The organism is Micromonospora sp. DH13 (assembly GCF_020873825.1).
GTDB classification, from domain to species: Bacteria; Actinomycetota; Actinomycetes; order Mycobacteriales; family Micromonosporaceae; genus Micromonospora; species Micromonospora haikouensis.
This window is the reverse complement of record NZ_JAHWGR010000038.1, coordinates 25,232-49,439: the sequence shown is the minus strand read 5'-3', so window position 1 is coordinate 49,439 and position 24,208 is coordinate 25,232. Positions and strand designations below refer to the sequence as shown.

The following is a 24,208-nucleotide window of genomic DNA, read 5'->3' as shown; positions in this document are numbered from 1 at the left end:
CGGGGAGGTCCGGCCGGCTCGGGCCGGCCGGTGGGGCCGCCGCGTTCAGGGCAGCCGGGAGAACCACCGCATCGATCCCGCCGCAGCGCCCATGGCCAGCACCAGGCCCAGCCCGATGAACCGGGCGGAGACGTCCTGCCGCTGGGTGCGGTAGCCGACGGAGGTGCCGATGTCGTCGTACACGGCCCGCAGCTCCTCGCGGCTGGTCGCCTCGTGGAAGCCGCCGCCGGTGGAGTCGGCGACCGCCTTGAGGGTCTGCCCGTCCACCGGCACCTGGATGGGCCGCCCGCCCCGGTCGACGAACCCGGACGGGGTGCCGAACGAGATGGTGTGCACCGGCACCTTCGCGTCGACGGCCTCGGCGGCGGCCTCCATCGGGTCCATGCCGGAGGTGTTCGCGCCGTCGGAGAGCAGGATGATCCGGGCCGGCGGCAGGTCCTTCGCGGCCTGGCTGTCCAGTGCCCGCACCGCGCCGAGGGAGGTGTTGATCGCCTCCCCGATGGCGGTGCCCTGCACGCCGGTGCTGCCCTCGGCGAGGCGTTCGATGCCGTCGTGCAGGGCCTCCCGGTCCGTGCCGGGCGGCACCAGCACGGCGGCGCTGCCGGCGAACGCGACCAGCCCGACGTTGAACTCTTCGGGCAGGCCGTCGACGAAGCGCCGGGCCGCTTCCTTGGCGGCGCTGAGCCGGTCCGGTTCCACGTCGGAGGCGAGCATCGAGGTCGACACGTCGACCGCCACCATGACGGTGGCCCGTTCCCGGGGCACCCGCACCTCGGCGCTGGGCCGGGCGAAGCCCACCACCAGCAACGCCAGCATGGCCAGGAACAGGCCGGCCGGCACGTGCCGCCGCCACGCGGGGCGGTGCGGGGCCACCCGGTCGAGCAGCCGCAGGTTGGTGAAGCGGACCGCGTACCGGCTGTGGCGGCGCTGGGCGAGCAGGTAGCCGACGGCGAGCGCGGCGACCCCGAGCAGCAGCCAGAGCCGCAGGGGCGACTGCCAGGTCACGCGGCACCTCCCGACAGCGCGCCGGGGCGGGCCGTCCGGCCGGTGCCGCTGGCCGCCGGGGCCAGGGCGAGCCGGCGCTGGGCGTGCACGTGCCGGACGATGTCGGCGCACCAGTCGCGGTCGGTGCGCAGCGGCAGGTGGGCCGCCCCGCACCGGCGCAGCACCTGGCGGATCTGGTCGCGCTGGGCGAGGGCCGCCTCGGCGTACCGCTCGCGCAGCCGGCGGTCGCCGGTGCAGACCTCCCGCCGGCGGCCGGTCTCCGGGTCGACCAGGGTGATCAGGCCGACGTCCGGCAGTTCCAGCTCGCGCGGGTCGGTCACCTCCACGGCGAGCACCTGGTGCCGGACGGCGAGCCGGCGCAGCGCCGCCTCCCAGGGCGGCGGGTCGGCCGGGTCGTCCGGTAGCCCGTCGAGGAGGTCGGAGACCACCACGACGAGGCCGCGCCGGGTGGCGGCCCGGCCCACGGCGACGAGCCCGTCGGCGAGGCCGGGCGCGGCGGGCGGGCCGGCGGCCGGGTCGGTCCCGGCGGCGCGCGGCGCGGCCAGCAGGGCCCGCAGCAGACCGAGCAGGTGGGTACGCCCGCCCCGGGCGGGGAACCGGCGCAGCCCGTGCGCGCCGAGCAGTTGCGCGCCGAGCCGGTTGCCGGAGCCCGCCGTGAGGAAGCCGACCGCCGCCACGGCGGCCACCGCCAGCTCGCGCTTGTCCAGCTCGGCGGTGCCGAACTCCATGCTGGGGCTGGCGTCGACCAGCAGCCAGGTGGTCAGCTCCCGGTCGGCGTCCACCTCGCGGACGTGCGGGACGGTGGTGCGGGCGGTGACCGCCCAGTCCATCCGGCGCACCTCGTCCTCGCCGGGCCGGTACTCGCGGCTGCCGGCGACCTCGCTGCCGGGCCCGGGCAGCAGGCCCCGGTGCTCGCCGTGCAGCAGCCCGTCGAGGCGGCGGGTGACGGTCAGCTCCAGCCGGCGCAGCCGCCGGTCCGGCGCGAGGTCGGCCAGGGTCGGGTCCGGCGGCACCGTTCCCGCTCCCCCGGCGGCCCGTGTTCCCCGGGCGGAGCCGGCGGGCGGGGCGGCCGGGCCCTTCACGCCGCCGCCAGGTCGGTGGCGTATCCGGTGTGGTGGGCGGCGATCCGGGGCGGGGGCACGGCGGCGACCAGCCGGTGGACCACCGCCTCGGCGGCGACCCCGTCGGCGACCGCGTCGAAGGAGAGCACCAGCCGGTGGGCCAGGACGTCGACCGCCAGTTCCCGGACGTCCTCGGGCAGCACGTGGTCGCGGCCCCGCAGCAGCGCCTGGGCGCGGGCGGCGGCGACCAGGCCGAGGGTGGCCCGGGGGCTCGCCCCGTACGCCAGCAGCGGCGCGATCTCGGGCAGCCCGAACCGGCCCGGGTCCCGGGTGGCCAGGATCAGCCGGACGACGTACTCGGCGATGGCGTGGTGGACGAACACGTCGCCGGCCCGCCGCTGGAGCGCGCGCAGCCGCTCGGGGTCGAGGACCCTGCGCGGGGTGGGCCGGTCGGTGCTCATCCGGTAGAGGATGGCCAGTTCGTCGGCGTCCCCGGGGTAGTCGACGACGATCTTCATGAGGAACCGGTCCCGCTGCGCCTCGGGGAGCTGGTAGACCCCCTCCGACTCGATCGGGTTCTGGGTGGCCAGCACCAGGAACGGCGTGGGGACCGGAAAGGCGCGCCCACCGATGGAGACCTGCCGCTCGGCCATCGCCTCCAGCAGCGCGGACTGCACCTTCGCCGGGGCCCGGTTGATCTCGTCGGCGAGCACGAGGTTGGCCATGATCGGGCCGAGTTCGACGTCGAAGCTCTCCTTCGACGCCCGGTAGATGCGGGTGCCGACGATGTCGGAGGGGACCAGGTCCGGGGTGAACTGGATCCGGGAGAAGGTCCCGCCGACCACGGTCGCGAGGGTCTGCGCGGCGAGGGTCTTCGCCACGCCGGGGACCCCCTCCAGGAGGCAGTGGCCGCCGGCGACCAGGGCGGTGAGCAGGCGCTCGACGAGCCGATCCTGCCCGACGATCACGCGTTTGACCTCGAAGAGGGTCTGTTCCAGCTCGACGCCGCTCGGATCGGGATCGACCGCGGTGGGCAGGCTGGCCAGGGTGTCCGAGATGTCCGTCACGGTGCTTGCTTCCCGGGCCGGCACCCGGGCAAACGTCGGAATTCGAGCACCTTACCGGGCCGAACCGGGACGAGGACCGTCATCCGCCACCGAAGGCCGCAGGGGGCGCGGACGGCGCGAGGGTGCCGGCCCCGTCGCCGGGACCGGCACCCTCGCCTGCGTACGGGTCAGGGAGTGAACACGGCCAGGTGGAACGGCCGGTCGGCCGGAGCGCCGGTGGAGTCGTACGTCTGCACGAAGACCCCGTTCGGCGTGGCCAGCCGCGGCGCGACCGAGATCTCACCGGCCGGCGGGATGCAGCACGAGTCCGTGGTGCCGATCGTGGCCACGAAGGCAGCGCTGGTCAGGCTGCGGTTGAAGATGACCTGGTACTGGCCGGGGCCGTACTTGGTCGCGGAGACGGCGTCCCGCGAGCGGAGCAGGGTGCCGGCGCTGCTGACGACGGCGAAGGACGTGGAGCCGTTGACGTAGGACGGGCTCACCCCCTTCTTCATCGCCGCCTTGGCCGCCGCCGCCTCGGCCACCGTCGGCTGCGGCTGTCCGGACGGCGCGGCGGCGCGTTCGCCCGGCTGCCCGGACTGGGCCGCGGGCCTGGCCGCCGTGGTGGTCTGGGCGGCGGCGATCCCGCCGCCGGCCAGCGTCAGCACCAGCGCGCCGAACGTGACCGCGACCGCCCTACGGGAAATGATTCTTGCCATGACAGGTCCCCCTTGTTGACCGTGTCGACACGACCGACTCGCGAAACAACGAGCCGGTTTTATCCGAGCCTGCCAACACCGCAAAATTGTCGCCTGAGCGACCGCCGCCAAGCCGGCTGGAGAAGCACCCACACCCGCCTTGAGCAGCCAATATTGCCGTGCACATCGAGGCTGGAACCAGGTGGAAAGTAGCACCGCCAAAAGCGCGTGGTCAATGGCAGAGGGCGGCGTTTCAGACTGTTTCAGCCCGCCCTTCGAATTGCGAAACATGAACGCTCGACAATTCATGATGGGGGCTGCCCGGCGCGGGTGGCGTCGCCGGTCGGGCACTGCCGCTACGGTGTCGACGTGCTCACCTACGCCGACACCCGCGCCCGCCCGGCCGGTCGCGCCGCCCGGATCAGGACCTGGCTGTGCTGGCTCGCGGTGGCCCCCGGGCTGATGTGGGCGGCGGTACGCCTGCCCGGCCTCGAACGGGGGCCGGCGGTGCAGGCGGTCGCCTTCACCCCGTACGTCGCAGCCTGGACGCCCGTGCCGCTGCTGCTCGCGCTCGCCCTGCGGCGCCGCTGGCCGGCGGCGGTCGCGGCCCTGGTCGCGGTGGCGCTGATCGCCGTGGTCGCGCCCCGGGCCGTGCCGTCGGCGCAGCCGCGGGCCGGCGGGCCGACGCTGCGGGTGCTCACCGCCAACCTGTTGGCCGGTGCCGCCGACGCCGGCACCGTGGTCGGCCTGGTGCGCGACCTGCGGGTCGACGTGCTGGCCGTGCAGGAGTTCACCCCGGGCGCGGCGGCCGAGCTGGACCGGCTCGGCCTGGCCGGGCTGCTGCCGCACCGGCAGCTCAACCCGCAGGTCGGCACCGTCGGCTCGGGGCTCTACGCCCGCTTCCCCATCGCCGGGGGCGGCATCCGGCAGCACCGCGGCGGCTGGGGCTTCACCCAGGCGTACGGGACGCTCACCCCGCCGGGCGGGCCGCCGGTGCGGGTCGAGTCGGCCCACCCGGCGGCCCCGTACGCGCTGGACCAGGTCGGGTTCTGGCGCACCGACCTGGCGGCACAGCCGCCGGCCACCCCCGACGCGGGGCTGTCGATCCTCGCCGGGGACTTCAACGCCACCCTCGACCACGCCCCGCTGCGCGACCTGCTCGCCACCGGGTACGTCGACGCGGCCGACGCCACCGGCGCCGGGCTCGTCGGCACCTGGGGCCCGTACGACGGCGACCCGATCCCCCCGGTGACGATCGACCACGTGCTGGTGGACCGGCGGATAGCCGTCCGGTCCGTGTCGGTGCGCGCGGTGCCGGGCAGCGACCACCGCGCGGTCCTCGCCGAGCTGCGCCTGCCCGCCGCCTGAGCCGCCCTACACGTGGGCGCGGTCCAGGCCGTAGGTGAGGGCGTCGACGAGGGCGTGCCAGGACGCCTCCACGACGTTGGGGTGCACGCCGACGGTGGTCCAGTCGCGGCCCGCCCCGTCGGCGGTCTCCACCAGCACCCGGGTCACCGCGCCGGTGCCGTGGCTGCCCTCCAGGATGCGCACCTTGTAGTCGGCCAGCTCGAAGTCGCGCAGCTCCGGGTAGTGCCGGGACAGGCCGACCCGCAGCGCCTCGTCGAGCGCGTTGACCGGCCCGTTGCCCTCGGCCGTGGCGATCAGCCGCTCGCCGCGTACCCGGATCTTGACGGTAGCCTCGGAGACCACCGAGCCGTCCTCCCGGTGCTCGACCAGCACCCGGTAGGACTCCAGGGCGAACGGCCGGACCGGGGCGGCGTCGGGCAGCTCGGAGCGGACCAGCAGCTCGAACGAGGCGTCGGCGGCCTCGAAGGACCAGCCGCCGGCCTCCAGCTCCTTGACCCGCCGGGTCACCCGGGACAGGGTCTCCGGATGGCCGGCCAGGTCCAGGCCCAGCTCGCGGCTCTTCAGCTCGACGCTGGCCCGGCCGGCCATCTCGGTGATCAGGATCCGCATGTCGTTGCCCACCACGGTCGGGTCGACGTGGTTGTAGAGCAGCGGATCCACCTTGATCGCGCTCGCGTGCAGCCCCGCCTTGTGGGCGAAGGCGGCGGCCCCGGCGTACGCCTGGTGGGTGTCGGGGGCGATGTTGGCGATCTCGGCGATGGCGTGGGAGACCCGCACCATCTGCTCCAGGCAGCCCTCCGGTAGGACCGGCAGCCCGAGCTTGAGCTGGAGGTTGGCGGCGACGGCGAAGATGTCGGCGTTGCCGGGACGCTCGCCGTAGCCGTTGGCGGTGCCCTGCACGTGGCGCACGCCGGCCTCGACGGCGGCGATGGTGTTGGCCACCGCGCAGGCGGTGTCGTTCTGGGCGTGCATGCCCAGGCGGGCCGGGTCGACGCCGGTGCGGGCGGTCAGGTCGGCGATGGCGGCGCTGACGCGGGAGGGCAGCATGCCGCCGTTGGTGTCGCAGAGCACCATCACCTCGGCGCCGGCGGCCAGCGCGGTCTGCACGACCTCCGCGCCGTACGCGGGGTCGTGCCGGTAGCCGTCGAAGAAGTGCTCGCCGTCGACGAAGACCCGACGCCCCTCGGCGACGAGGTGGCGCACCGTGTCCCGGATCATCGCCAGGTTCTCCTGCGCGGTGGTGCGCAGCGCCCGCTCGACGTGCCGCAGGTCGGCCTTGGCGACCAGCGCGACGGCCGGGGTCTGCGCGTCCAGCAGCGCCCGCACCTGCGGGTCGTCGGCGACGGCGACGCCGGCCTTGCGGGTGGCCCCGAACGCCACGAGCAGGGCGTGTTTCAGGTCGAGTTCGGTGCGGGCCCGGCGGAAGAACTCGGTGTCCTTGGGCACCGCGCCCGGCCAGCCGCCCTCGATGAAGCCCACGCCGAACTCGTCGAGCAGTCGGGCCACGGCGAGCTTGTCGACCACCGAGTAGGTGAGCCCCTCGCGCTGGGCACCGTCGCGCAGCGTCGTGTCGTACAGCTGGAACGTCATGGGGAGTCCTTTCGGGCGCGGGCGGGACGGGTGGGGGTGGCGGAGGGGGACCAACAAAAAGACCCCCCGCGGATGCGGGAGGTCTGCGCGCTCGGCGAGTCGGTTGCCGGGCGCGCTAGTTGCCAATAATGACGACGGTGCTGGTCACGGTCGCCACTCTGCCACCCCCACCCGGGTTTCGGGAGGAACAATCCACATGTCGGGACGGTCACGGAGGGTGGCCATACCGCAGGTCGGGTCGCCCACGGGACGGAACGCGCCGCTGGTGATCGACTTCACAAGTCATCCGGCCGCTACCGAGCCGAAACACCACTGCGGCAGTATCTGGAACCGATCAAGTTACCGGCCCCGTGCCGCTGTCAAGGAGGACCCGTGCTCACTGTCGGTGACCGCTTCCCCGAGTACGAACTGACCGCCTGCGTCTCGCTGGACGCCGACCGGGCGTTCGAGTCGATCAACCACAAGTCGTACGAGGGCAAGTGGCGGGTGGTCTTCTTCTGGCCGAAGGACTTCACGTTCATCTGCCCGACGGAGATCGCCGAGTTCGGTCGGCTCAACGGCGAGTTCGCCGACCGGGACGCCCAGGTGCTCGGCGTGTCGGTGGACAACGAGTTCGTCCACTACGCCTGGCGCAAGGACCACCCCGACCTGCGTGAGCTGCCGTTCCCGATGCTCAGCGACATCAAGCGCGAGCTGACCGACGCCTGCGGCGTGCTCGGCGCCGACGGCGTGGCCCAGCGGGCCACCTTCATCGTCGACCCGGACAACGAGATCCAGTTCGCCATGGTGACCGCCGGCTCCGTCGGCCGCAACGTCTCCGAGGTGCTGCGCGTGCTCGACGCCCTGCAGACCGACGAGCTGTGCCCGTGCAACTGGAACAAGGGCGGCGACACCCTCGACGCCACCAGGCTGCTCGCCGGCGCCGGGGCCTGACGATGGGCCTCGACGCGATCAAGGCGGCCCTGCCCGAGTACGCCAAGGACATCAAGCTCAACCTGGGCTCCACCGTCGGCGCCACCACCCTCAAGCCGGAGCAGGCGTGGGGCACGGCGCTGGCCTGTGCCGTCGCCGCCCGCAACCCGGTCGTGCTGCGGGAGATCGCCGCCGAGGCGGCCACCCACCTCACCCCCGAGGCGGTCGAGGCGGCGAAGGGCGCCGCGACGATCATGGCGATGAACAACGTCTACTACCGGGCCAAGCACCTCATCGGCGACGAGAACTACGCGTCGATGCCGGCCCGGCTGCGGATGCAGATCATCGCGCGGCCGGGCGTGGAGAAGGGCGACTTCGAGCTGTGGTGCCTCGCCGTCTCGGCGATCACCGGCTGCGGCGTCTGCCTGGAGTCGCACGAGAAGACCCTGCGCGCCGCCGGGTTCACCCGGGAGCAGGTGCACGAGGGGCTGCGCATCGCCGCCGTCGTGCACGCCGCCGCCGTGGCCCTCGACGCGCAGGCCGCGCTCGCCTGAGCCGTACGCCCGGACACCCGCCGGCGCCGCACCCCCGCGGCCCGGCGGGTGTCCGCGTGCAGGCGGCCCGGCGAGGGGCCGGCGTGTAGGCGGCCCGGGGCCCGGGTAGGTGGTCGTTCGGAGACGATCCCTCCGAGACGACCCCTCCGAGACGACCACGACGGTCGGGGCAGGAGCACCCATGGACAGGCTCGACCCGCACGCCGCCACCGGCACGCCCGACCCGATGCGGCACGGCGACCAGGGCGCGATCGCCGGCGGCGCCCCCGCCGGGGCGTTCGACCCGTGGAGCTACCGCGACCGGCCCTCGGTCGCCGACGCCGACCTCGTCGGCTACCACGTCGAGGCCACCGACGGCGGCGTCGGCAAGATCGACAGCGCGAGCCACGAGGTCGGCGGCAGCTACCTGGTGGTCGACACCGGCCCCTGGATCTTCGGCAGGAAGGTCATGCTGCCCGCCGGCACGGTCAACCACGTCGACCACGACGCCCGCACCGTGTACGTCGACCGGGAGCGCGACCAGATCAAGGCCGCCCCCGAGTACGACGAGGACAGCCACAGCGACCCGGCGTTCCGCGACCGGCTCGGCGGCTACTACGACGAGAGCTACGGCAACCTGCCCCCGGGCACCGCGCGCTGAGCCCCCGTCCGCCGCAGCGGCCGGCGCTCACGGTGACGGCCGCCGTTCGCCGTAACGGCCGGTGGGGTTCCGGCCCACCGACCGTTACGGTGTCAGCGTGGACGCGACCGAGGACAAGCGCAGGATCCCCTTCACCGCCCTGTTCAACTTCCGCGACGTCGGCGGCTACCCGACCGGCGACGGGCGTGCGGTCCGCTGGGGGCGGCTCTACCGCTCCGACTCCCCGCACCGCATCGACGGCCCCGACCGGGAGGCGTTCGCCGCCCTCGGCGTGCGCACCGTGATCGACCTGCGCCGCCCGACCGAGGTGGCCCGGGACGGCAGGGTCCCGGAGCTGCCCGGGCTCGCCTACCGGCACATCCATCCCGAGCACGTCGACTGGGCGGAGGCGCAGTACGAGCCCGGTTCGAGCCTCGCCCGCTTCCTCGCCGACCGGTACGCCGCCCTCGCCGGCACCGGCGCGGCCGGGCTCGCCGAGGCGGTCGGGCTGATCGCCGACAGCGCCGCCGAGCCGGTCGTCGTGCACTGCGTGGCCGGCAAGGACCGCACCGGGATCGTCTGCGCGCTGACCCTGTCGGCGCTGGGTGTGAGCGACGCCGACATCGCGGCCGACTACGCGCTGAGCACCGAGGCGTCGCAGCGGTTCAGCGCCTGGGTGGCCGCCACCATGCCGGACGCCCGGGAACTGCCGGCGCCCTACCTGGCCTCGCCCGCCGAGGCGATGACGTTGTTCCTGGCGGAGTTGCGGGAGGGGCACGGCTCGGCGGAGGGCTACCTGCGGCACGCCGGCGTCACCGACGCCCAGCTCGCCGCGCTCCGCGACCACCTGCTGGAGTGAGCGCGCCCCGCCAGCTCACCAGCCCGGCCTACCCGGCCCGCCAGCTCACTCGCCCGCCTCGCCCGCCCCGTCGGGCTGCCCGGCGGAGTTAAGAAGGGGCCCCTCCTCTACAGAATGCGTTAAGAAGGGGCCCTTCCTTGCACCTACAGGCGGGTCACCCAGCCGTGCGGGTCGGCGGCCCGGCCGCGCTGGATGTCGACCAGCCGCTGCTGCAACGCCGTGGTCACCGGGCCCTGCCCGCCGTCGGCGACGGCGAACTCGCCGTCGGGGTACTTGACCCGGCCGATTGGCGTGATCACCGCCGCCGTGCCGCAGGCGAACGCCTCGCGCAGCCGGCCACTGGCCGCGTCGGCCTCCCAGTCGGCGAAGCTGACCGGCCGCTCCTCGACCCGGTGGCCGGCCTCGGCGGCCAGGGTGAGCAGGGCGTCCCGGGTGATGCCGGGCAGGATGGTGCCGGTCAGCGGCGGGGTGACGAGGGTGTCGTCGTCGTAGACGAAGAAGACGTTCATCCCGCCCAGCTCGTCGACGTAGCGGCGCTCCACCGCGTCGAGGAAGACGACCTGGTCGCAGCCGGCCTCGATCGCCTCGGCCTGGGCGGCGAGCGAGGCGGCGTAGTTGCCGCCGCACTTGGCCGCGCCGGTGCCGCCGGGGGCGGCGCGGGTGTAGTCCGGCGAGACCCAGACCGTGACCGGCTTGACCCCGCCCGAGAAGTACGACCCGGCCGGGGAGGCGATCACCACGTAGAGGTATTCGTTGGACGGCCGGACGCCGAGGAAGACCTCGCTGGCGATCATGAACGGGCGCAGGTAGAGGCTGGCCCCGTCGCCCTCCGGGATCCAGTCCCGGTCGATGTCGACGAGCCGGCGCAGCGAGTCGACGAACAGCTCCGGGGGCAGCTCCGGCATCGCCATCCGGCGGGCCGAGTCGACGAACCGGGCGGCGTTGGCCTCCGGCCGGAACATGGTGATCGACCCGTCGGCGAGCCGGTAGGCCTTCAGCCCCTCGAAGATCTCCTGCGCGTAGTGCAGCACGGCGGAGGCCGGGTCCATCGGGATCGGCCCGCGCGCCTCGACCCGGGCGTCGTACCAGCCCTTGCCCTCGGCGTACCGGATCGTGACCATGTGGTCGGTGAAGACCCGGCCGAACCCCGGGGCCGCGAGCAGGGCCGCCCGTTCGACGGCGGATACCGGCGTGGGATTCGGACGGATCTCGAAGTCGAGCATGTCACCACCGCTCATCGCGCGTGCCTCCCTGGGGAACGACGGCGCGCGGGACCGCACGCCGGAGGAAAGTGCTGCCAGAAACCTACCCCGAACGCTCGTTCAGCGGGTAGCGCCAACCGACGGGCGGTGGCTTCTGACAGGGGTGCCGGCGGTGCCGGCCGCCGGGTGCGCGACGGCTACCCGGTCGTTCAGGCCACCGCGTAGCCGGCGAGCCGGTCGCCTACCTCGGCGGTGCGCAACGGTACGCCCGCGCCCCGGTTGGCCAGCTCCGTGCCGACGGCGGCGGTGACCCGGGCGGCGGCCTCGGCGTGCCCGAGCTGGTCGAGCAGCAGGGCGGCGGAGAGCACGGCGGCGACCGGGTCGGCGACGCCCTGGCCGGCGATGTCCGGCGCGGAGCCGTGCACCGGCTCGAACATCGACGGGTACGCCCCGGACGGGTTGATGCAGCCGCTGGCGGCCAGCCCGATGCCGCCGGTGACGGCGGCGGCGATGTCGGTGAGGATGTCGCCGAAGAGGTTGTCGGTGACCACCACGTCGTAGCGCTGGGGCTGGGTGACCAGGAACATCGCGGCGGCGTCGACGTGCTGGTATTCCGTGGCGACGTCGGGGTGCTCGGCGGCCACGGCCTCGAAGGCGCGGGCCCACAGCGACCCGGCGTGGGTCAGCACGTTGGTCTTGTGCACCAGGGTCACCTTGCGCCGCTCGCGGCGCGACGCCCGGGCGAACGCGTCGCGGATGACCCGCTCCACGCCGTGCCGGGTGTTCAGGCTCTCCTCGGTGGCCACCTCGGCCGGGGTGTCCCGGTGCAGGGAGCCGCCCGCCCCGGCGTAGAGCCCCTCGGTGCCCTCGCGGACCACGACCAGGTCGACCTCGCCGGGCTTGACGTTGGCCAGCGGGCCGGCCACGCCGGGCCACAGCCGCGAGGGGCGCAGGTTGACGTACTGGTCGAAGGCGAAGCGGAGCTTGAGCAGCAGGCCCCGCTCCAGCACGCCCGGCGGGACGGTCGGGTCGCCGACGGCCCCGAGCAGGATCGCGTCGTGCCCGGCCAGCTCGGTCAGCACCGATTCCGGCAGCACCTCGCCGGTGCGGTGGTAGCGGGCCGCGCCGAGGTCGTAGGCGGTGGTCTCCACCCCGGGGAGCACGGCGTCGACGACCTTGAGGGCCTGCGCGACCACCTCGGGTCCGATTCCGTCACCGGCCACCACCGCGATGCGTGCCACGTCCTCAGCTCCCTCGCCTCGTCGTCTTCGCCCAACGGTACGGCCCCGTCCCGCCTCCCGGTACGAGCCTTCCACAATTCGGGAAAGCGGGATGCACAGCAGGCTCCCAGGTGGGATTCATGGTGCGGTCAACTTCCCTGCATAGAGTCGGTGGCGAACGGGTCACGGGGGCCCGGACGGGTGGTCGCCGCGGTGCTGCGGCGCCGTCAGCGAAGGAGCGGCAGCGATGCGCATCGACGAGCAACCCCGGCAGCGCTGGGTCGACCAGCAGCCGCGCACCCGCTGGGTCGACCAGTCCGCCTTCGCCAGCCGCCGCCCCGACCTGCGGCTGGGCACCCGCAGCCACCGCCTCGACGCCGCCGGCGGCGCCGCCGTCGACCGGATCGCCGTGCAGCACACCGTCCGGACCGGCACCGCCGAATACTCGCTGCTGCTCAACGCCCCGAGCTGGCTGGGCCGGCGCGGGGTCGGCGCGGCGCTGGCCGACGCCGTCGCCGAACTGCGCGCCGTCGACCTCACCTACGGCCCGACCCGCCCCGACAGCCTGGTCTCCCGGCTGCGCCGGGGAGAGATCAGCCCCGAGTCGTACGCGCCGCTGGCCGACCTGGTCGACCGGTGCGCCGCGATGCGGGCGGCCACCGACGGCTGGTTCGACGCGTGGGCGGTGCCCGGCGGCTTCGACCCGGGCGGCCTGCTCGGCGGCTGGGCGGTGGAGCGGGCCGCGGCCCGGCTGCGCGCCGCCGGCATCCACGACTACGCCGTGCTCACCGGCGCCGACCTCGTCGTGCGCGGCCACGCCCCGCACGGCGGCCCGTGGCGGGTGGCGGTGCACCACCCGACCGACCCCCGGCGCGCCCCGCTGGCGCTGGAGATGACGGCCGGTGCGGTGGGGACCTCCGGGGTGACCGGCCGGCGGGGCCACGTGGTCGACCCGCACACCGGGGAGCCGGCCGACCAGCTCGACGCGGCCACGGTGATCGGCCCGGACCTGGCGGTGGCCGACGCCTACGCCACCGCGCTCTACGCCGCCGGCCCCGCGGGGCTGGCCTGGTTCCGCAACGGATCGGACTACCGGGCGCTGTTCGCCCACCGCCGACGCTGAGCGCACGCCATCCGCACCGGCCGGCCTTCGCATCCCGGCCGCCGGGTGGTCGGCGATCGGCCCCCACGGTCTCGGCAACGACCGTGGGGGCCGATCAGCGACGAGTGCGCGTGGCTCGCGCAATCGAGGGGTGCGGGACCGGCCGGGCCCGAGGTCAGACCACGCCACCCGAAGACGGGCCGACGACCGAACTCAGCCAGTGACCGCACGAGTACGCTAGCGAATCGACGCAACTCGACGCAAGAGTCTCCACAGCGGACCGTCTCCGGGGGACGGTCGGAAGATTCGCGGTTGACCTGCGGTGGGGTCGCGGTGACTTCCCGGCCACAAGATGGCACGCTGTCCGCCGTGAGTTTCGATCTGAGCGTGTGGGCCCTCCCGGACGGGGCCACGCCCGCGGACGTGCGGGCAGCGGTGCAACGGTGCCGGCAGGGGCAGCACGGCGAACGTTACCCGGACCCGCGGGTCGTCGCCTTCTACCGGGCGATCACGGCCAGGTATCCCGACCGGCCAGCCGGCCCGGGTACCCCGTGGGAGGTCGCGCCGCTGCACGCGGCGAACGACCACATCGAGATGAACCTCAACCCCGCCTGCGAGGACCAGGTGCTGCTCGACATCGAGCGGCTGGCCGGCGAGTACGACCTGATGCTCTTCGACTACCAGGACGGTTCGGTCTATCCGCCGCCCGCGCGCACCCGGCGCTGAACCGGCCCGTCCGCTGAACCGACCCGACACGATCTGATCCGACGCGGTACGACACGACGCGGGGCCCGGCCGATTCGGCCGGGCCCCGCGGTCGTCCCAGGTGGACCGTGCGCGACGGTCCACGATGGACGGATGCTACTCGTCGCGCAGGTCGGCGGCGCTGGCCGAGGTCGCGCCGATCGAGTCGGCCGCCGAGGTGAGCAGGTCGGCGCCGAGGGCCTGGTCGACCGTGAGGGTCATCAGGGTCTCGCCGCCGGCCTCCCGGCGGGCCACCTGCATCGCGGCGATGTTGATGCCGGCCTCGCCGAGCAGCGTGCCGACGGTGCCGACCACGCCCGGACGGTCCACGTAGCGCAGGAAGAGCAGGATGCCCTCCGCGCCGATCTCCACGTCGAAGCCGTCCACCTCGGTCAGCTTCAGCACGTCGCGGGCGCCCGCCGCGGCGACCGTGCCGGAGACGCTGACGGTGCGGCCGTCGGGCAGCGCGCCGCGGACCGTCACCAGGGTCGGGTGGTCGGTCGTCTCGGCCTGGCTGGCCAGGTTGACCTCGACGCCCCGCTCGGCGGCCAGGTGCGGCGCGTTGACGTAGGTGACCTGCTCCTCGACCACCGAGCTGAACAGCCCCTTGGTCGCGGCGAGCTTGAGCACCGACACGTCGTGGGCGACGGCCGCGCCGCGCACCTCGACGGTGACGCTGGCGGCCACCCCGCCGGCCACGGCGGTGAACGCGCGGCCCAGCTTCTCGGCCAACGGCAGCAGCGGGCGGATGTCCTCGGCGACGACGCCGCCGGCCTGGACGTTGACCGCGTCCGGCACGAACTCGCCCTGCAGGGCCAGCTTCACGCTCTTGGCCACGGCGAGGCCGGCCTTGTCCTGCGCCTCGGCGGTGGACGCGCCCAGGTGCGGGGTGGCCACCACGTTGTCGAAGGCGAACAGCGGCGAGGAGGTGCACGGCTCCTTGGCGTACACGTCGACGCCCGCGCCGCCGACGCGGCCCTCGGCGATCGCGTCGGCCAGGGCCTGCTCGTCGACCAGCCCGCCCCGGGCGGCGTTGACGATCCGCACGCCCGGCTTGACGATCGCCAGCTCCTTCTCGCCGATCAGGCCCACGGTCTCCGGGGTCTTCGGCAGGTGGATCGAGATGAAGTCGCTCTCCCGCAGCAGCTCCTCCAGCCCGACCAGGCGCACGCCGAGCTGGGCGGCGCGGGCCGGCTGGATGTAGGGGTCGTACGCGATCAGCCGGGTGCCGAAGGCGGCCATCCGGGACGCGAAGAGCACCCCGATGCGGCCGAGGCCGACGACGCCGACGGTCTTGCCCTGCACCTCGACGCCGGTGTACTTGGACCGCTTCCACTCGCCGGCCTTGAGCGCGGCGCTGGCGCTGGCGGTGTTGCGGGCCACGGCGAGCAGCAGCGCGACGGCCTGCTCGGCGGCGGAGACGATGTTGGAGGTGGGGGCGTTGACGACCATGACGCCCCGCGCGGTGGCGGCCGGCACCTCGACGTTGTCCAGGCCCACACCGGCCCGGGCGACCACCTTCAGCCGCGGGGCGGCGGCGATCGCCTCGGCGTCGATCTGCGTGGCGCTGCGCACGATCACCGCGTCGGCCTCGGAGAGCGCGGAGAGCAGGGCCGGGCGGTCGGTGCCGTCGACGTGACGGACGTCGAAGTCGTGGGCGAGCACCTCGATGGCGGCGGGGGCGAGTTCTTCGGCGATCAGTACGACAGGATTCATCGGTCCTCGTAGAGGTCGTATGGCGGTCGGCCGGGGCGACGGGGCGCCGCGCTGCGCCCTGCGCTGGTTCGTGCCATGGCCGTCAGGTGCCGGCTACGCACCTACCCGCGATCGTAGGGCGCGGGCCGCCCGGCGTGCCCCGGACGCTGGGGTGAGTGCCCTCACAAACCCGACATGTCAAGGGTGTTAAGGCTGGGTGAAATGACACGGCGACCCGCCCGACGCCGGGGAGAGCGTCGGGCGGGTCGCCGCGGTGCGGGCAGTGCTCAGGCGGTCTCGGTGATCGGCCGGTCGACCCAGCTCATCATGGACCGCAGCTTCTGGCCGGTCGCCTCGATCGGGTGCGCCGCGCCCTCGGCCCGCCACTTGGCGAAGTTGGGGCGGCCGTTGTCGTCCTCGGCGATCCACTCGCGGGCGAACTCGCCCGACTGCACCTCGGACAGGATCTTGCGCATCTCCTCCTTGACCCGGGCGTCGACGACGCGCGGGCCCCGGGACAGGTCGCCGTACTCGGCGGTGTCGGAGACGCTGTAGCGCATCCGGGCGATGCCGCCCTCGTACATCAGGTCGACGATCAGCTTCAGCTCGTGCAGGCACTCGAAGTAGGCGATCTCCGGGGCGTAGCCCGCCTCGGTGAGCACCTCGAAGCCGGTCTGCACCAGCGCCGCCGCGCCGCCGCAGAGGACCGCCTGCTCGCCGAACAGGTCGGTCTCCGTCTCCTCCTTGAAGGTGGTCTTGATCGCGCCCGCCCGGGTGCCGCCGATGCCCTTGGCGTACGCCAGGGCCAGGGCGAACGCGGTGCCGCTGGCGTCCTGCTCGACGGCGACGAGGCAGGGCACGCCCTTGCCGTCGACGTACTGGCGGCGGACCAGGTGACCCGGGCCCTTCGGGGCGACCATCGCCACGTCCACGTCGGCCGGGGGCTTGATCAGGTCGTACCGGATGTTGAAGCCGTGGCCGAAGAAGAGCGCCTTGCCCGGGGCCAGGTTCGGGGCGATCGCCTCGGTGTAGAGGCCGCGCTGCGCGGTGTCCGGGGCCAGGATCATGATCACGTCGGCCTCGGCCGCGGCCTCCGCCGGGGTGAGCACCCGCAGGCCCTGCTCCTCGGCCTTGGGCCGGCTCTTCGAGCCCGCCGGCAGGCCGATCACCACGTCGACGCCGGAGTCGCGCAGCGACAGCGCGTGGGCGTGGCCCTGGCTGCCGTACCCGATCACCGCGACCTTCTTGGCCTGGATCAGGCCGAGGTCGGCATCGTCGTCGTAGTACACCTCAACGCTCATTGACTTCCCTTTCGTACGGCGGCCCGGGTATGGCCCGTCGTGGCTTGTGCGGTCGGTGGTGCGGGGAATCAGGCGGCCCGCAGGGCCGGGCCCGCGGTGATCGAGCGCGAGCCGCGCCCGATCGCCACCGTCCCGGACTGGACCATCTCCTTGATTCCGTACGGTTCGAGGTCGCGCAGCAGCGCGTCCAGCTTGTCGGGGGTGCCGGTGGCCTCGATCGTCAGCGTGTCGGGCGCGACGTCGACGACCCGGGCGCGGAACAGGTTGACCGTCTCCAGCACCTGGCTGCGTGCCGCGCGGTCGGCGCGGACCTTGACCAGCAGCAGCTCCCGGGCGACCGAGACCTGCGGGTCCAGCTCGACGATCTTGAGCACGTTGACCAGCTTGTTGAGCTGCTTGGTGACCTGCTCCAGCGGGGACGACTCGGCGTTGACCACGATGGTGATCCGCGAGACGTCCGGGTTCTCGGTCTCGCCGACGGCGAGGCTGTCGATGTTGAAGCCGCGCCGGGAGAACAGCCCGGAGACCCGGGCCAGGACGCCCGGCTTGTTCTCCACCAGCACGGAAAGCGTGTGCATCGTCATGGTTAGATGTCGTCCTCGTCGAAGGCCGGGCGGACGCCGCGGGCGAACATGATCTCGTCGTTGCTGGTGCCGGCGGCCACCATCGGCCACACCATCGCGTCCTTGCCGACCACGAAGTCGATCACGACGGGGGCGTCGTTGATCGCCATCGCGGCCTCGATGGTCTTGTCGACGTCGGCGGCGTTCTCGCAGCGCAGGCCGACGCAGCCGAGGGCCTCGCCGAGCTTGACGAAGTCGGGGATGCGGTGCTTGTGGGTGCCCAGCTCGGTGTTGGAGTAGCGCTCGTTGTAGAACAGCGTCTGCCACTGCCGGACCATGCCGAGGTTGCCGTTGTTGATCACGGCGATCTTGACCGGGATGCCCTCCAGCGCGCAGGTGGCCAGCTCCTGGTTGGTCATCTGGAAGCAGCCGTCGCCGTCGATCGCCCAGACCACCGTGTCCGGCCGCCCGACCTTGGCCCCCATCGCGGCCGGGACCGCGTAGCCCATCGTGCCGAGGCCACCGGAGTTGAGCCAGGTGCCCGGCTTCTCGTACGAGATGAACTGCGACGCCCACATCTGGTGCTGCCCGACGCCGGCCACGTAGACCGCGTCCGGGCCGGCGATCTTGCCGAGCCGCTCGATCACGTACTGCGGGGAGAGGGTGCCGTCGGCCGGCTCCTCGTAGCCCAGCGGGTAGCGCTCGCGCAGGTCGTCGAGCTGGGTCCACCAGTCGCCCAGGTCGGCCGGTCGCCCGGCGGCCCGCTCGGTGGTGACCGCCGCGATCAGCTCCTCGATCACGTGCTTGGCGTCGCCGACGATCGGCACGTCCGCGTGCCGGTTCTTGCCGATCTCGGCCGGGTCGATGTCGGCGTGCACGATCGTCGCGTCCGGGGCGAAGGAGTCCAGCTTGCCGGTCACCCGGTCGTCGAACCGGGCCCCCAGCGCCACGATCAGGTCGGCCTTCTGCAGGCCGTAGACGGCCGCCACGGTGCCGTGCATGCCGGGCATGCCCAGGTGCTGCCGGTGCGAGTCGGGGAACGCCCCGAGCGCCATCAGCGTGGTGACCACCGGGATGCCGGTCAGCTCCGCCAGCCGGCGCAGCCCCTCGGTGGCCCCGGCCTTGAGCACGCCGCCGCCGACGTACAGCACCGGCCGGCGGGCGCTGGTCATCAGCCGGGCCGCCTCGCGGATCTGCTTGCCGTGCGGGTGCAGGGTCGGCCGGTAGCCGGGCAGGTCCAGCGTCGGGGGCCAGGAGAAGGTGGTCTGCGCCTGCAGGACGTCCTTGGGGATGTCGACCAGCACCGGGCCGGGGCGGCCCGTCGAGGCCAGGTGGAACGCCTCGGCGAGCACCCGCGGGATCTCCTCGGCCGTCTGGACCAGGAAGTTGTGCTTGGTGATCGGCAGGGTGATGCCCTGGATGTCCGCCTCCTGGAAGGCGTCCGTGCCGATCGACGGCCGCGCGACCTGGCCGGTGATCGCCACCATCGGCACCGAGTCCATGTACGCGTCGGCGATCGGGGTGACCAGGTTCGTCGCGCCCGGGCCGGAGGTGGCCATGCAGACGCCGACCCGGCCGGTGGCCTGGGCGTAACCGGTGGCGGCGTGGCCGGCGCCCTGCTCGTGCCGGACCAGGATGTGCCGCACCGTGGAGTCGTAGAGCGGGTCGTACGCCGGCAGGATCGCCCCGCCCGGGATGCCGAACACGACGTCGACGCCGAGCGCCTCAAGGGACCGCACGAGGGAACCGGCCCCGGAGAGCTGGACCGGCTCGGGCTGCCGTACGGCCGGGGCGGCCGGGACGGCGGCGGCGCGGCCGGTCGCCGCGGCGTCGGTCGCGGGCTCGGCACCGGCGCGGGCCCGGCGGGCGGAGTGGGCGAGTGTCTCTGGCGTGGGTCTCGTCATTGCGGTTCAGGCCTTCGGCTGGAGTGGCTGGTGCTCTGCAAGCGTGCGACGCGGGCGGGTGCCCGCACCGATGCGATGGGTCCGATGGCAATAAAAACGGCCCTCGTGCAGACATGCACGGGGCCAGCGCACTCTCGACGACGGAGAGTGCGCTCAGGTAAGTACTCGCGGAGACCGGTTCGACGACATGCGGTCAAGCCTGCCGCATCTCACGCGATGAGTCAACTGATCCCACATTTTGGTTAACGGACGTCGGCGCGTCCTGCCCCGACGCGCCACCCGCACCCCCCGCGAGCTGCGCGGACCCGTCCCAGTCGGCCCGCGGGGCGGACCCGTCCCAGTCGGCGCGCTGCGCGGGCAGGCGCGCCGGCCGCACCGGGGCCGGCGGGGCCGCCGGTGCCGACACCGGGGCCGGGGACCGGCGGGCCCCGGGCGACGTCGCGGCCTCCAGCATCGCCTCCAGGTGCTCGGCCGGCACCCCCCAACCGAAGAGCGCGCCCTGGCCGAACCGGCAGCCGGCGGCGACCACGGCGGCCAGCTCGGTGGGATTGGTCACCCCCTCGGCGATCACCTCCAGCCCGAGCTGGTGCCCCAGGCGCATCACGATGTCCACCATCGGGGCGAAGGGCGGCCCGTCCGCGCCGGCCGGACGGACCGGCTCGTGCTCGGCCACCAGCCCGTGATCGATCTTGAGGATGTCGATCGGCAGCCGGCGGAGCTGGCCGAGTGACGAATATCCCGCGCCGAAGTCGTCGAGGGCGATCCGGACGCCGGTGCGCCGCAGCGCGGTCAGCCGCCGGATCAGCTCGTCGAGGTCGGTGGCGACGGCGTGCTCGGTGACCTCCAGCACCAGCCGCTGCGGTGGCACGTGGTGGGCGCGCAGCGCGTCGGCGACCTGGACCACGTACTCCGGGGCGTGCAGCTCCCGGGGCGAGACGTTCACCGACACCCAGACGTCGTGCCCGTCGGCCAGCCAACGGGAGAGCTGGTAGCACGCCTGGTGCAGCACCCACGCGCCGAGCTTGGCGATCATCCCGCACTCCTCGGCCAGCGGGATGAACTCGTCCGGGCGCACGTGGCCCAGCTCCGGGTGGTGCCAGCGCAGCAGCGCCTCCGCCCCCACCGGGCGCACCGACGGCAGCGACGCCACCGGCTGGAAGACCAGCCGCAGCTCGTCGCGCTCGATCGCCCCACGCAGCTCGTGCTCCAGCGTCGTGCGGCGGCGCAGCAACTTGTCGTACGCGCCGTCGTAGTGCTCGATCCGGTTCTTGCCGCGTTGCTTGGCATAGCGCAGGGCCAGGTCGGCGTGGCGCAGCAGCAGCTCCGTGTCCGGCTCGTCGGGCAGCCCGGCCACCCCGATGCTCACCGACAGGAAGACCGGCCCGCCCGGCTGGTCGTACGGGTCGCCGAGCACCCCCAGCAGCCGCTCGGCGATCCGCCCCGCCTCGACCGGGCGGCCCGGCACGAGCACCGCGAACTCGTCCCCGCCGAGCCGGGCGGCCAGGTCGTCGGGGCGCAGGTTGCCGCGCAGCCGCCGGCCGACCTCCGCCAGCACCTCGTCGCCCACGTCGTGCCCGCGCATGTCGTTGACGTTCTTGAAGCCGTCCAGGTCCAGCCCGAGCAGCACGCACGGGTCGCCGGAGCCGGTGGCCTGGTGCAGGGCGCGCAGCAGCCCCCGCCGGTTGGCCAGGCCGGTCAGCGGGTCGGTGTGCGCCAGCTCGCGGAAGTGCGCCTCCCGCTCGGCCAGCCGGCCCGCGTAGCGGCGCACGTCGTGCAGGGCCAGGTATTGCCGGGCCACCAGGGCGAAGCCCTCCAGGCTGCCGGCGACGATGCCCAGCGCGTCGAACCGGCCGCCCTGGATCAGGTGGTACATCGCGGAGGCGGCCATCGCGCCCATCGGGACGAAGGCGTACGCGCCGTCGGAGCCGATCAGGTCGACGTCGAGCTGCCCCGGCGGGTCGGCCCGGCGCACGACCAGCGCGGCGGTCAACAGCCCCGCCGCCAGCAGCGCGGCGCCGGCCAGCACCATGCCCGGCACGGCCTGGCAGAGCCCGCCGGCGATGCCGAGCCCGCCGGAGGTCACCGCCGTGATCCCGGTGCCGAGCAGGGCCAACCGGCGGCGGGGCCGGGCGGCGCGCAGGAGCACGATCAGGGTGAGCCCGGCGGTGAGCGCGACGCTGACGGTGGCCAGCAGGATCGGCGCGCAGGCCATCGGGGTGGCGGCGCCGAGCAGCCGGGTCGGCTCGGAGAAGAGCACCCAGCCCACGAACCAGAGCGCGGTGGCCATCGTCACGCTGTCGAGGATGAGGCGGGCCGTCGCCGCGCGGGTCGCCCCCGCGCCGGGCAGCCGCAGCAGGCCCGCGCCGAAGGCGAGCGCGCTCGCCGCGACCCCGGCGGAGACCAGCGTGGCCCAGCCGGTGCGCTGCCCCTGCCGGTGGGCCAGGTGTTCGCCGGTCAGCGCCACGGCCAGCCCGACCGCGAGGCCGGCCACCGCGAAGCCCCCCGCCACGGCGACCAGCCCGGCGGCCCGCCCGCACTGGCGGCCACCCCGCCGGGCGGAGGCGACCAACAGGGCGGTCGCGCCGGCGGCGACAAGGCCGCTCAGCACCACGACGGCGATCATGCCCGGGGGGAAGTGCACGCTCCCAACTGTGCCGGATGCCCGCCGCCCATGGGGGGCCGGGTGTGCATCTGTTGGGACACGGGGCCGCGCCCCGGCGGTTGCCCCTCCGGCGGTGCAAGACTGGTACCCATGCCTGAGCTGCGGTCGAGGACCTCCACCCACGGTCGGACGATGGCCGGCGCCCGGGCCCTCTGGCGGGCCACCGGGATGACCGACGACGACTTCGGCAAGCCGATCGTCGCCATCGCCAACAGTTTCACCCAGTTCGTCCCCGGCCACGTACACCTCAAGGACCTCGGCGGCCTCGTCGCCGACGCGGTCGCGGAGGCCGGCGGGGTCGGCCGCGAGTTCAACACCATCGCCGTGGACGACGGCATCGCCATGGGCCACGGCGGCATGCTCTACTCGCTGCCCAGCCGCGAGCTGATCGCCGACGCCGTCGAATACATGGTCAACGCGCACTGCGCCGACGCCCTGGTCTGCATCTCCAACTGCGACAAGATCACGCCGGGCATGCTGCTGGCCGCGCTGCGGCTCGACATCCCCACCGTCTTCGTCTCCGGCGGCCCCATGGAGGCCGGCAAGACGGTGGCCATCGAAGGGATCGTCCACTCCAAGATCGACCTGATCGACGCGATGATCGCCTCGTCCAACGAGGCGGTCACCGACGACCAGCTCGGCGAGATCGAGCGGTCCGCCTGCCCGACGTGCGGCTCCTGCTCCGGCATGTTCACCGCCAACTCGATGAACTGCCTCACCGAGGCCATCGGCCTGGCCCTGCCCGGCAACGGCTCGACGCTGGCCACCCACGCCGCCCGCCGGTCGCTGTTCGTCGAGGCCGGGCGCACCGTCGTGGAGATCGCCAAGCGGTGGTACGACGGCGACGACGCCTCCGTGCTGCCCCGGCAGATCGCCAGCCGGGCCGCGTTCGAGAACGCCGTCGCCCTCGACGTCGCCATGGGCGGGTCCACCAACACGATCCTGCACCTGCTCGCCGCCGCGAGAGAGGCCGAGCTGGACTTCTCCGTCGCCGACATCGACGCCGTCTCCCGCCGGGTGCCCTGCCTGGCCAAGGTCGCGCCGAACTCCCCGAACTACCACATGGAGGACGTGCACCGCGCCGGCGGCATCCCCGCCATCCTCGGCGAGCTGGACCGCGCCGGGCTGCTGCACCGCGACGTGCACGCCGTGCACTCCCCCACCCTCGCCCAGTGGCTCGCCGACTGGGACGTGCGCGGCGGCTCCGCCACCCCGGAGGCGATCGAGCTGTTCCACGCCGCCCCCGGCGGGGTGCGCACCACCGAGCCGTTCTCCACCACCAACCGCTGGTCGACGCTGGACACCGACGCGGCCAGCGGCTGCGTGCGGGACCGCGAGCACGCGTACAGCGCCGACGGCGGGCTGGCCATCCTGCACGGCAACCTCGCCCCGGACGGGTGCGTGGTGAAGACCGCCGGCGTGCCCGAGGAGTGCCTGACCTTCCGCGGCCCGGCCAAGGTCTACGAGTCGCAGGACGACGCCGTCACGGCGATCCTGGCCAAGGAGATCGTCGCCGGCGACGTGGTGGTGATCCGCTACGAGGGCCCGAAGGGCGGCCCCGGCATGCAGGAGATGCTCTACCCGACCTCGTTCCTCAAGGGGCGGGGGCTGGGCCGCTCCTGCGCGCTGCTCACCGACGGCCGGTTCTCCGGCGGCACCTCCGGGCTGTCCATCGGGCACGTCTCCCCCGAGGCGGCCTCCGGCGGCCTCATCGCCCTGGTCGAGCCCGGCGACGAGATCGTCATCGACATCCCGGGCCGGTCCATCGAGCTGAACGTGCCCGACGACGTGCTGGAGGCGCGGCGCATCGCGCAGGAGAAGCGCCCCAAGCCGTACACGCCGGCCGACCGGCAGCGCCCGGTGTCGGCGGCGCTGCGCGCGTACGCGTCGATGGCCACGTCGGCCAGCGACGGCGCCTACCGCCGCGTGCCTGAGTAGAAGGAAGGGCCCCTTGTTAACGCCTGGCGTATAGAAGGGGCCCCTTCTCACCACCCGGCGTTCCCCGCCCGGGCAGGCCCGGGTGCCTGCAGCACGTCGGCCGTGGCCGATCGTGGACAGTTCCCGCACGCGGCGAACGGCAACTGTCCACGATCCACACTTGTG

The 24,208-nt window shown here is 73.8% G+C and carries 20 protein-coding genes; 8 read left to right on the top strand and 12 right to left on the bottom strand.

What is annotated here, in order from left to right:
• Positions 1-45: 45 nt before the first annotated feature.
• The 4 genes from LPA42_RS27925 to LPA42_RS27910 all read right to left on the bottom strand — a co-directional run bounded on the left by LPA42_RS27925 (position 46) and on the right by LPA42_RS27910 (position 3,831).
• Positions 46-1,005 (bottom strand): VWA domain-containing protein, encoded by a 960-nt coding sequence (locus tag LPA42_RS27925; RefSeq protein WP_077936585.1) that lies wholly within the window; start codon positions 1,003-1,005, stop codon positions 46-48.
• Complete coding sequence (locus LPA42_RS27920; protein WP_077936584.1) at positions 1,002-2,018, bottom strand: DUF58 domain-containing protein; 1,017 nt, start codon at positions 2,016-2,018, stop codon at positions 1,002-1,004. Before LPA42_RS27920 ends, LPA42_RS27925 begins: the two co-directional genes overlap by 4 nt.
• Before the next feature lie 65 nt (positions 2,019-2,083).
• The gene (locus tag LPA42_RS27915) at positions 2,084-3,133 is read right to left on the bottom strand and encodes a MoxR family ATPase (RefSeq protein ID WP_077936583.1); all 1,050 of its coding nucleotides are present in this window, start codon (positions 3,131-3,133) and stop codon (positions 2,084-2,086) included.
• A 167-nt stretch (positions 3,134-3,300) separates the two neighbouring features.
• Positions 3,301-3,831 carry a hypothetical protein gene (locus tag LPA42_RS27910; RefSeq protein ID WP_043962274.1) on the bottom strand — a complete coding sequence of 177 codons (531 nt, stop codon included), beginning with the start codon at positions 3,829-3,831 and terminating at the stop codon, positions 3,301-3,303.
• Positions 3,832-4,272: 441 nt separating this feature from the next.
• Between LPA42_RS27910 and LPA42_RS27905 the strand changes: the two genes are divergently transcribed.
• Positions 4,273-5,178, top strand: coding sequence for an endonuclease/exonuclease/phosphatase family protein (locus LPA42_RS27905; protein ID WP_228986974.1), 906 nt, complete (start codon positions 4,273-4,275; stop codon positions 5,176-5,178).
• Between the two features lie 6 nt (positions 5,179-5,184).
• Here the strand turns inward: LPA42_RS27905 and cimA are convergent, their stop codons facing one another.
• Positions 5,185-6,768, bottom strand: coding sequence for a citramalate synthase (gene cimA, locus LPA42_RS27900; RefSeq protein WP_077936582.1), 1,584 nt, complete (start codon positions 6,766-6,768; stop codon positions 5,185-5,187).
• Between the two features lie 372 nt (positions 6,769-7,140).
• Between cimA and LPA42_RS27895 the strand changes: the two genes are divergently transcribed.
• The 4 genes from LPA42_RS27895 to LPA42_RS27880 all read left to right on the top strand — a co-directional run bounded on the left by LPA42_RS27895 (position 7,141) and on the right by LPA42_RS27880 (position 9,712).
• Positions 7,141-7,701, top strand: coding sequence for a peroxiredoxin (locus LPA42_RS27895; RefSeq protein ID WP_077936579.1), 561 nt, complete (start codon positions 7,141-7,143; stop codon positions 7,699-7,701).
• A 2-nt stretch (positions 7,702-7,703) separates the two neighbouring features.
• Positions 7,704-8,234 carry a carboxymuconolactone decarboxylase family protein gene (locus tag LPA42_RS27890; protein ID WP_077936578.1) on the top strand — a complete coding sequence of 177 codons (531 nt, stop codon included), beginning with the start codon at positions 7,704-7,706 and terminating at the stop codon, positions 8,232-8,234.
• Between the two features lie 181 nt (positions 8,235-8,415).
• A complete protein-coding gene (locus LPA42_RS27885) occupies positions 8,416-8,874 on the top strand; it encodes a hypothetical protein (protein ID WP_077936577.1) in 459 nt (152 codons plus the stop codon).
• A 97-nt stretch (positions 8,875-8,971) separates the two neighbouring features.
• Entirely contained in the window at positions 8,972-9,712 is a 741-nt protein-coding gene (locus LPA42_RS27880) for a tyrosine-protein phosphatase (RefSeq protein WP_077936581.1), read from the top strand.
• Positions 9,713-9,855: 143 nt separating this feature from the next.
• Here LPA42_RS27880 and LPA42_RS27875 read toward each other — a convergent pair whose 3' ends face one another.
• Both LPA42_RS27875 and LPA42_RS27870 read right to left on the bottom strand, forming a co-directional pair.
• Entirely contained in the window at positions 9,856-10,950 is a 1,095-nt protein-coding gene (locus LPA42_RS27875) for a branched-chain amino acid aminotransferase (protein ID WP_077936576.1), read from the bottom strand.
• Positions 10,951-11,123: 173 nt separating this feature from the next.
• On the bottom strand, positions 11,124-12,155 hold the full coding sequence (locus LPA42_RS27870; protein WP_077936575.1) for a 3-isopropylmalate dehydrogenase: 1,032 nt from the start codon (positions 12,153-12,155) through the stop codon (positions 11,124-11,126).
• Between the two features lie 226 nt (positions 12,156-12,381).
• On the opposite strand from LPA42_RS27870, the gene LPA42_RS27865 reads away from it, so the two are divergent.
• On the top strand, positions 12,382-13,257 hold the full coding sequence (locus tag LPA42_RS27865; RefSeq protein ID WP_077936574.1) for an FAD:protein FMN transferase: 876 nt from the start codon (positions 12,382-12,384) through the stop codon (positions 13,255-13,257).
• A gap of 348 nt (positions 13,258-13,605) precedes the next feature.
• Complete coding sequence (locus LPA42_RS27860; RefSeq protein WP_176734050.1) at positions 13,606-13,962, top strand: hypothetical protein; 357 nt, start codon at positions 13,606-13,608, stop codon at positions 13,960-13,962.
• Positions 13,963-14,097: 135 nt separating this feature from the next.
• On the opposite strand, the gene serA is transcribed toward LPA42_RS27860, so the two are convergent.
• From serA to LPA42_RS27835, 5 genes are all read right to left on the bottom strand, one after another.
• Complete coding sequence (gene serA / locus LPA42_RS27855; RefSeq protein ID WP_043962265.1) at positions 14,098-15,696, bottom strand: phosphoglycerate dehydrogenase; 1,599 nt, start codon at positions 15,694-15,696, stop codon at positions 14,098-14,100.
• Between the two features lie 266 nt (positions 15,697-15,962).
• Positions 15,963-16,976 (bottom strand): ketol-acid reductoisomerase, encoded by a 1,014-nt coding sequence (gene ilvC, locus LPA42_RS27850; protein WP_043962264.1) that lies wholly within the window; start codon positions 16,974-16,976, stop codon positions 15,963-15,965.
• 68 nt (positions 16,977-17,044) lie between these two features.
• On the bottom strand, positions 17,045-17,560 hold the full coding sequence (gene ilvN, locus LPA42_RS27845) for an acetolactate synthase small subunit (RefSeq protein WP_043962263.1): 516 nt from the start codon (positions 17,558-17,560) through the stop codon (positions 17,045-17,047).
• A 2-nt stretch (positions 17,561-17,562) separates the two neighbouring features.
• A complete protein-coding gene (locus LPA42_RS27840) occupies positions 17,563-19,443 on the bottom strand; it encodes an acetolactate synthase large subunit (RefSeq protein ID WP_077936572.1) in 1,881 nt (626 codons plus the stop codon).
• Between the two features lie 193 nt (positions 19,444-19,636).
• Positions 19,637-22,084, bottom strand: coding sequence for a bifunctional diguanylate cyclase/phosphodiesterase (locus LPA42_RS27835; protein WP_096761594.1), 2,448 nt, complete (start codon positions 22,082-22,084; stop codon positions 19,637-19,639).
• Between the two features lie 111 nt (positions 22,085-22,195).
• Here LPA42_RS27835 and ilvD point away from each other — a divergent pair, with 111 nt between their 5' ends.
• Complete coding sequence (gene ilvD / locus LPA42_RS27830) at positions 22,196-24,043, top strand: dihydroxy-acid dehydratase (RefSeq protein WP_077936570.1); 1,848 nt, start codon at positions 22,196-22,198, stop codon at positions 24,041-24,043.
• Positions 24,044-24,208 lie beyond the last annotated feature (165 nt).

Coding starts and splice junctions, on each gene's coding strand:
- LPA42_RS27905 (WP_228986974.1), top strand. CDS start 4,273: ATGTGGGCGGCGGTACGCCTGCCCGGCCTCGAACGGGGGCCGGCGGTG.
- serA (WP_043962265.1), bottom strand. CDS start 15,696: ATGAATCCTGTCGTACTGATCGCCGAAGAACTCGCCCCCGCCGCCATC.
- cimA (WP_077936582.1), bottom strand. CDS start 6,768: ATGACGTTCCAGCTGTACGACACGACGCTGCGCGACGGTGCCCAGCGC.
- ilvD (WP_077936570.1), top strand. CDS start 22,196: ATGCCTGAGCTGCGGTCGAGGACCTCCACCCACGGTCGGACGATGGCC.
- LPA42_RS27875 (WP_077936576.1), bottom strand. CDS start 10,950: ATGAGCGGTGGTGACATGCTCGACTTCGAGATCCGTCCGAATCCCACG.
- ilvC (WP_043962264.1), bottom strand. CDS start 16,976: ATGAGCGTTGAGGTGTACTACGACGACGATGCCGACCTCGGCCTGATC.
- LPA42_RS27910 (WP_043962274.1), bottom strand. CDS start 3,831: ATGGCAAGAATCATTTCCCGTAGGGCGGTCGCGGTCACGTTCGGCGCG.
- LPA42_RS27865 (WP_077936574.1), top strand. CDS start 12,382: ATGCGCATCGACGAGCAACCCCGGCAGCGCTGGGTCGACCAGCAGCCG.
- LPA42_RS27840 (WP_077936572.1), bottom strand. CDS start 19,443: ATGACGAGACCCACGCCAGAGACACTCGCCCACTCCGCCCGCCGGGCC.
- ilvN (WP_043962263.1), bottom strand. CDS start 17,560: ATGACGATGCACACGCTTTCCGTGCTGGTGGAGAACAAGCCGGGCGTC.
- LPA42_RS27890 (WP_077936578.1), top strand. CDS start 7,704: ATGGGCCTCGACGCGATCAAGGCGGCCCTGCCCGAGTACGCCAAGGAC.
- LPA42_RS27885 (WP_077936577.1), top strand. CDS start 8,416: ATGGACAGGCTCGACCCGCACGCCGCCACCGGCACGCCCGACCCGATG.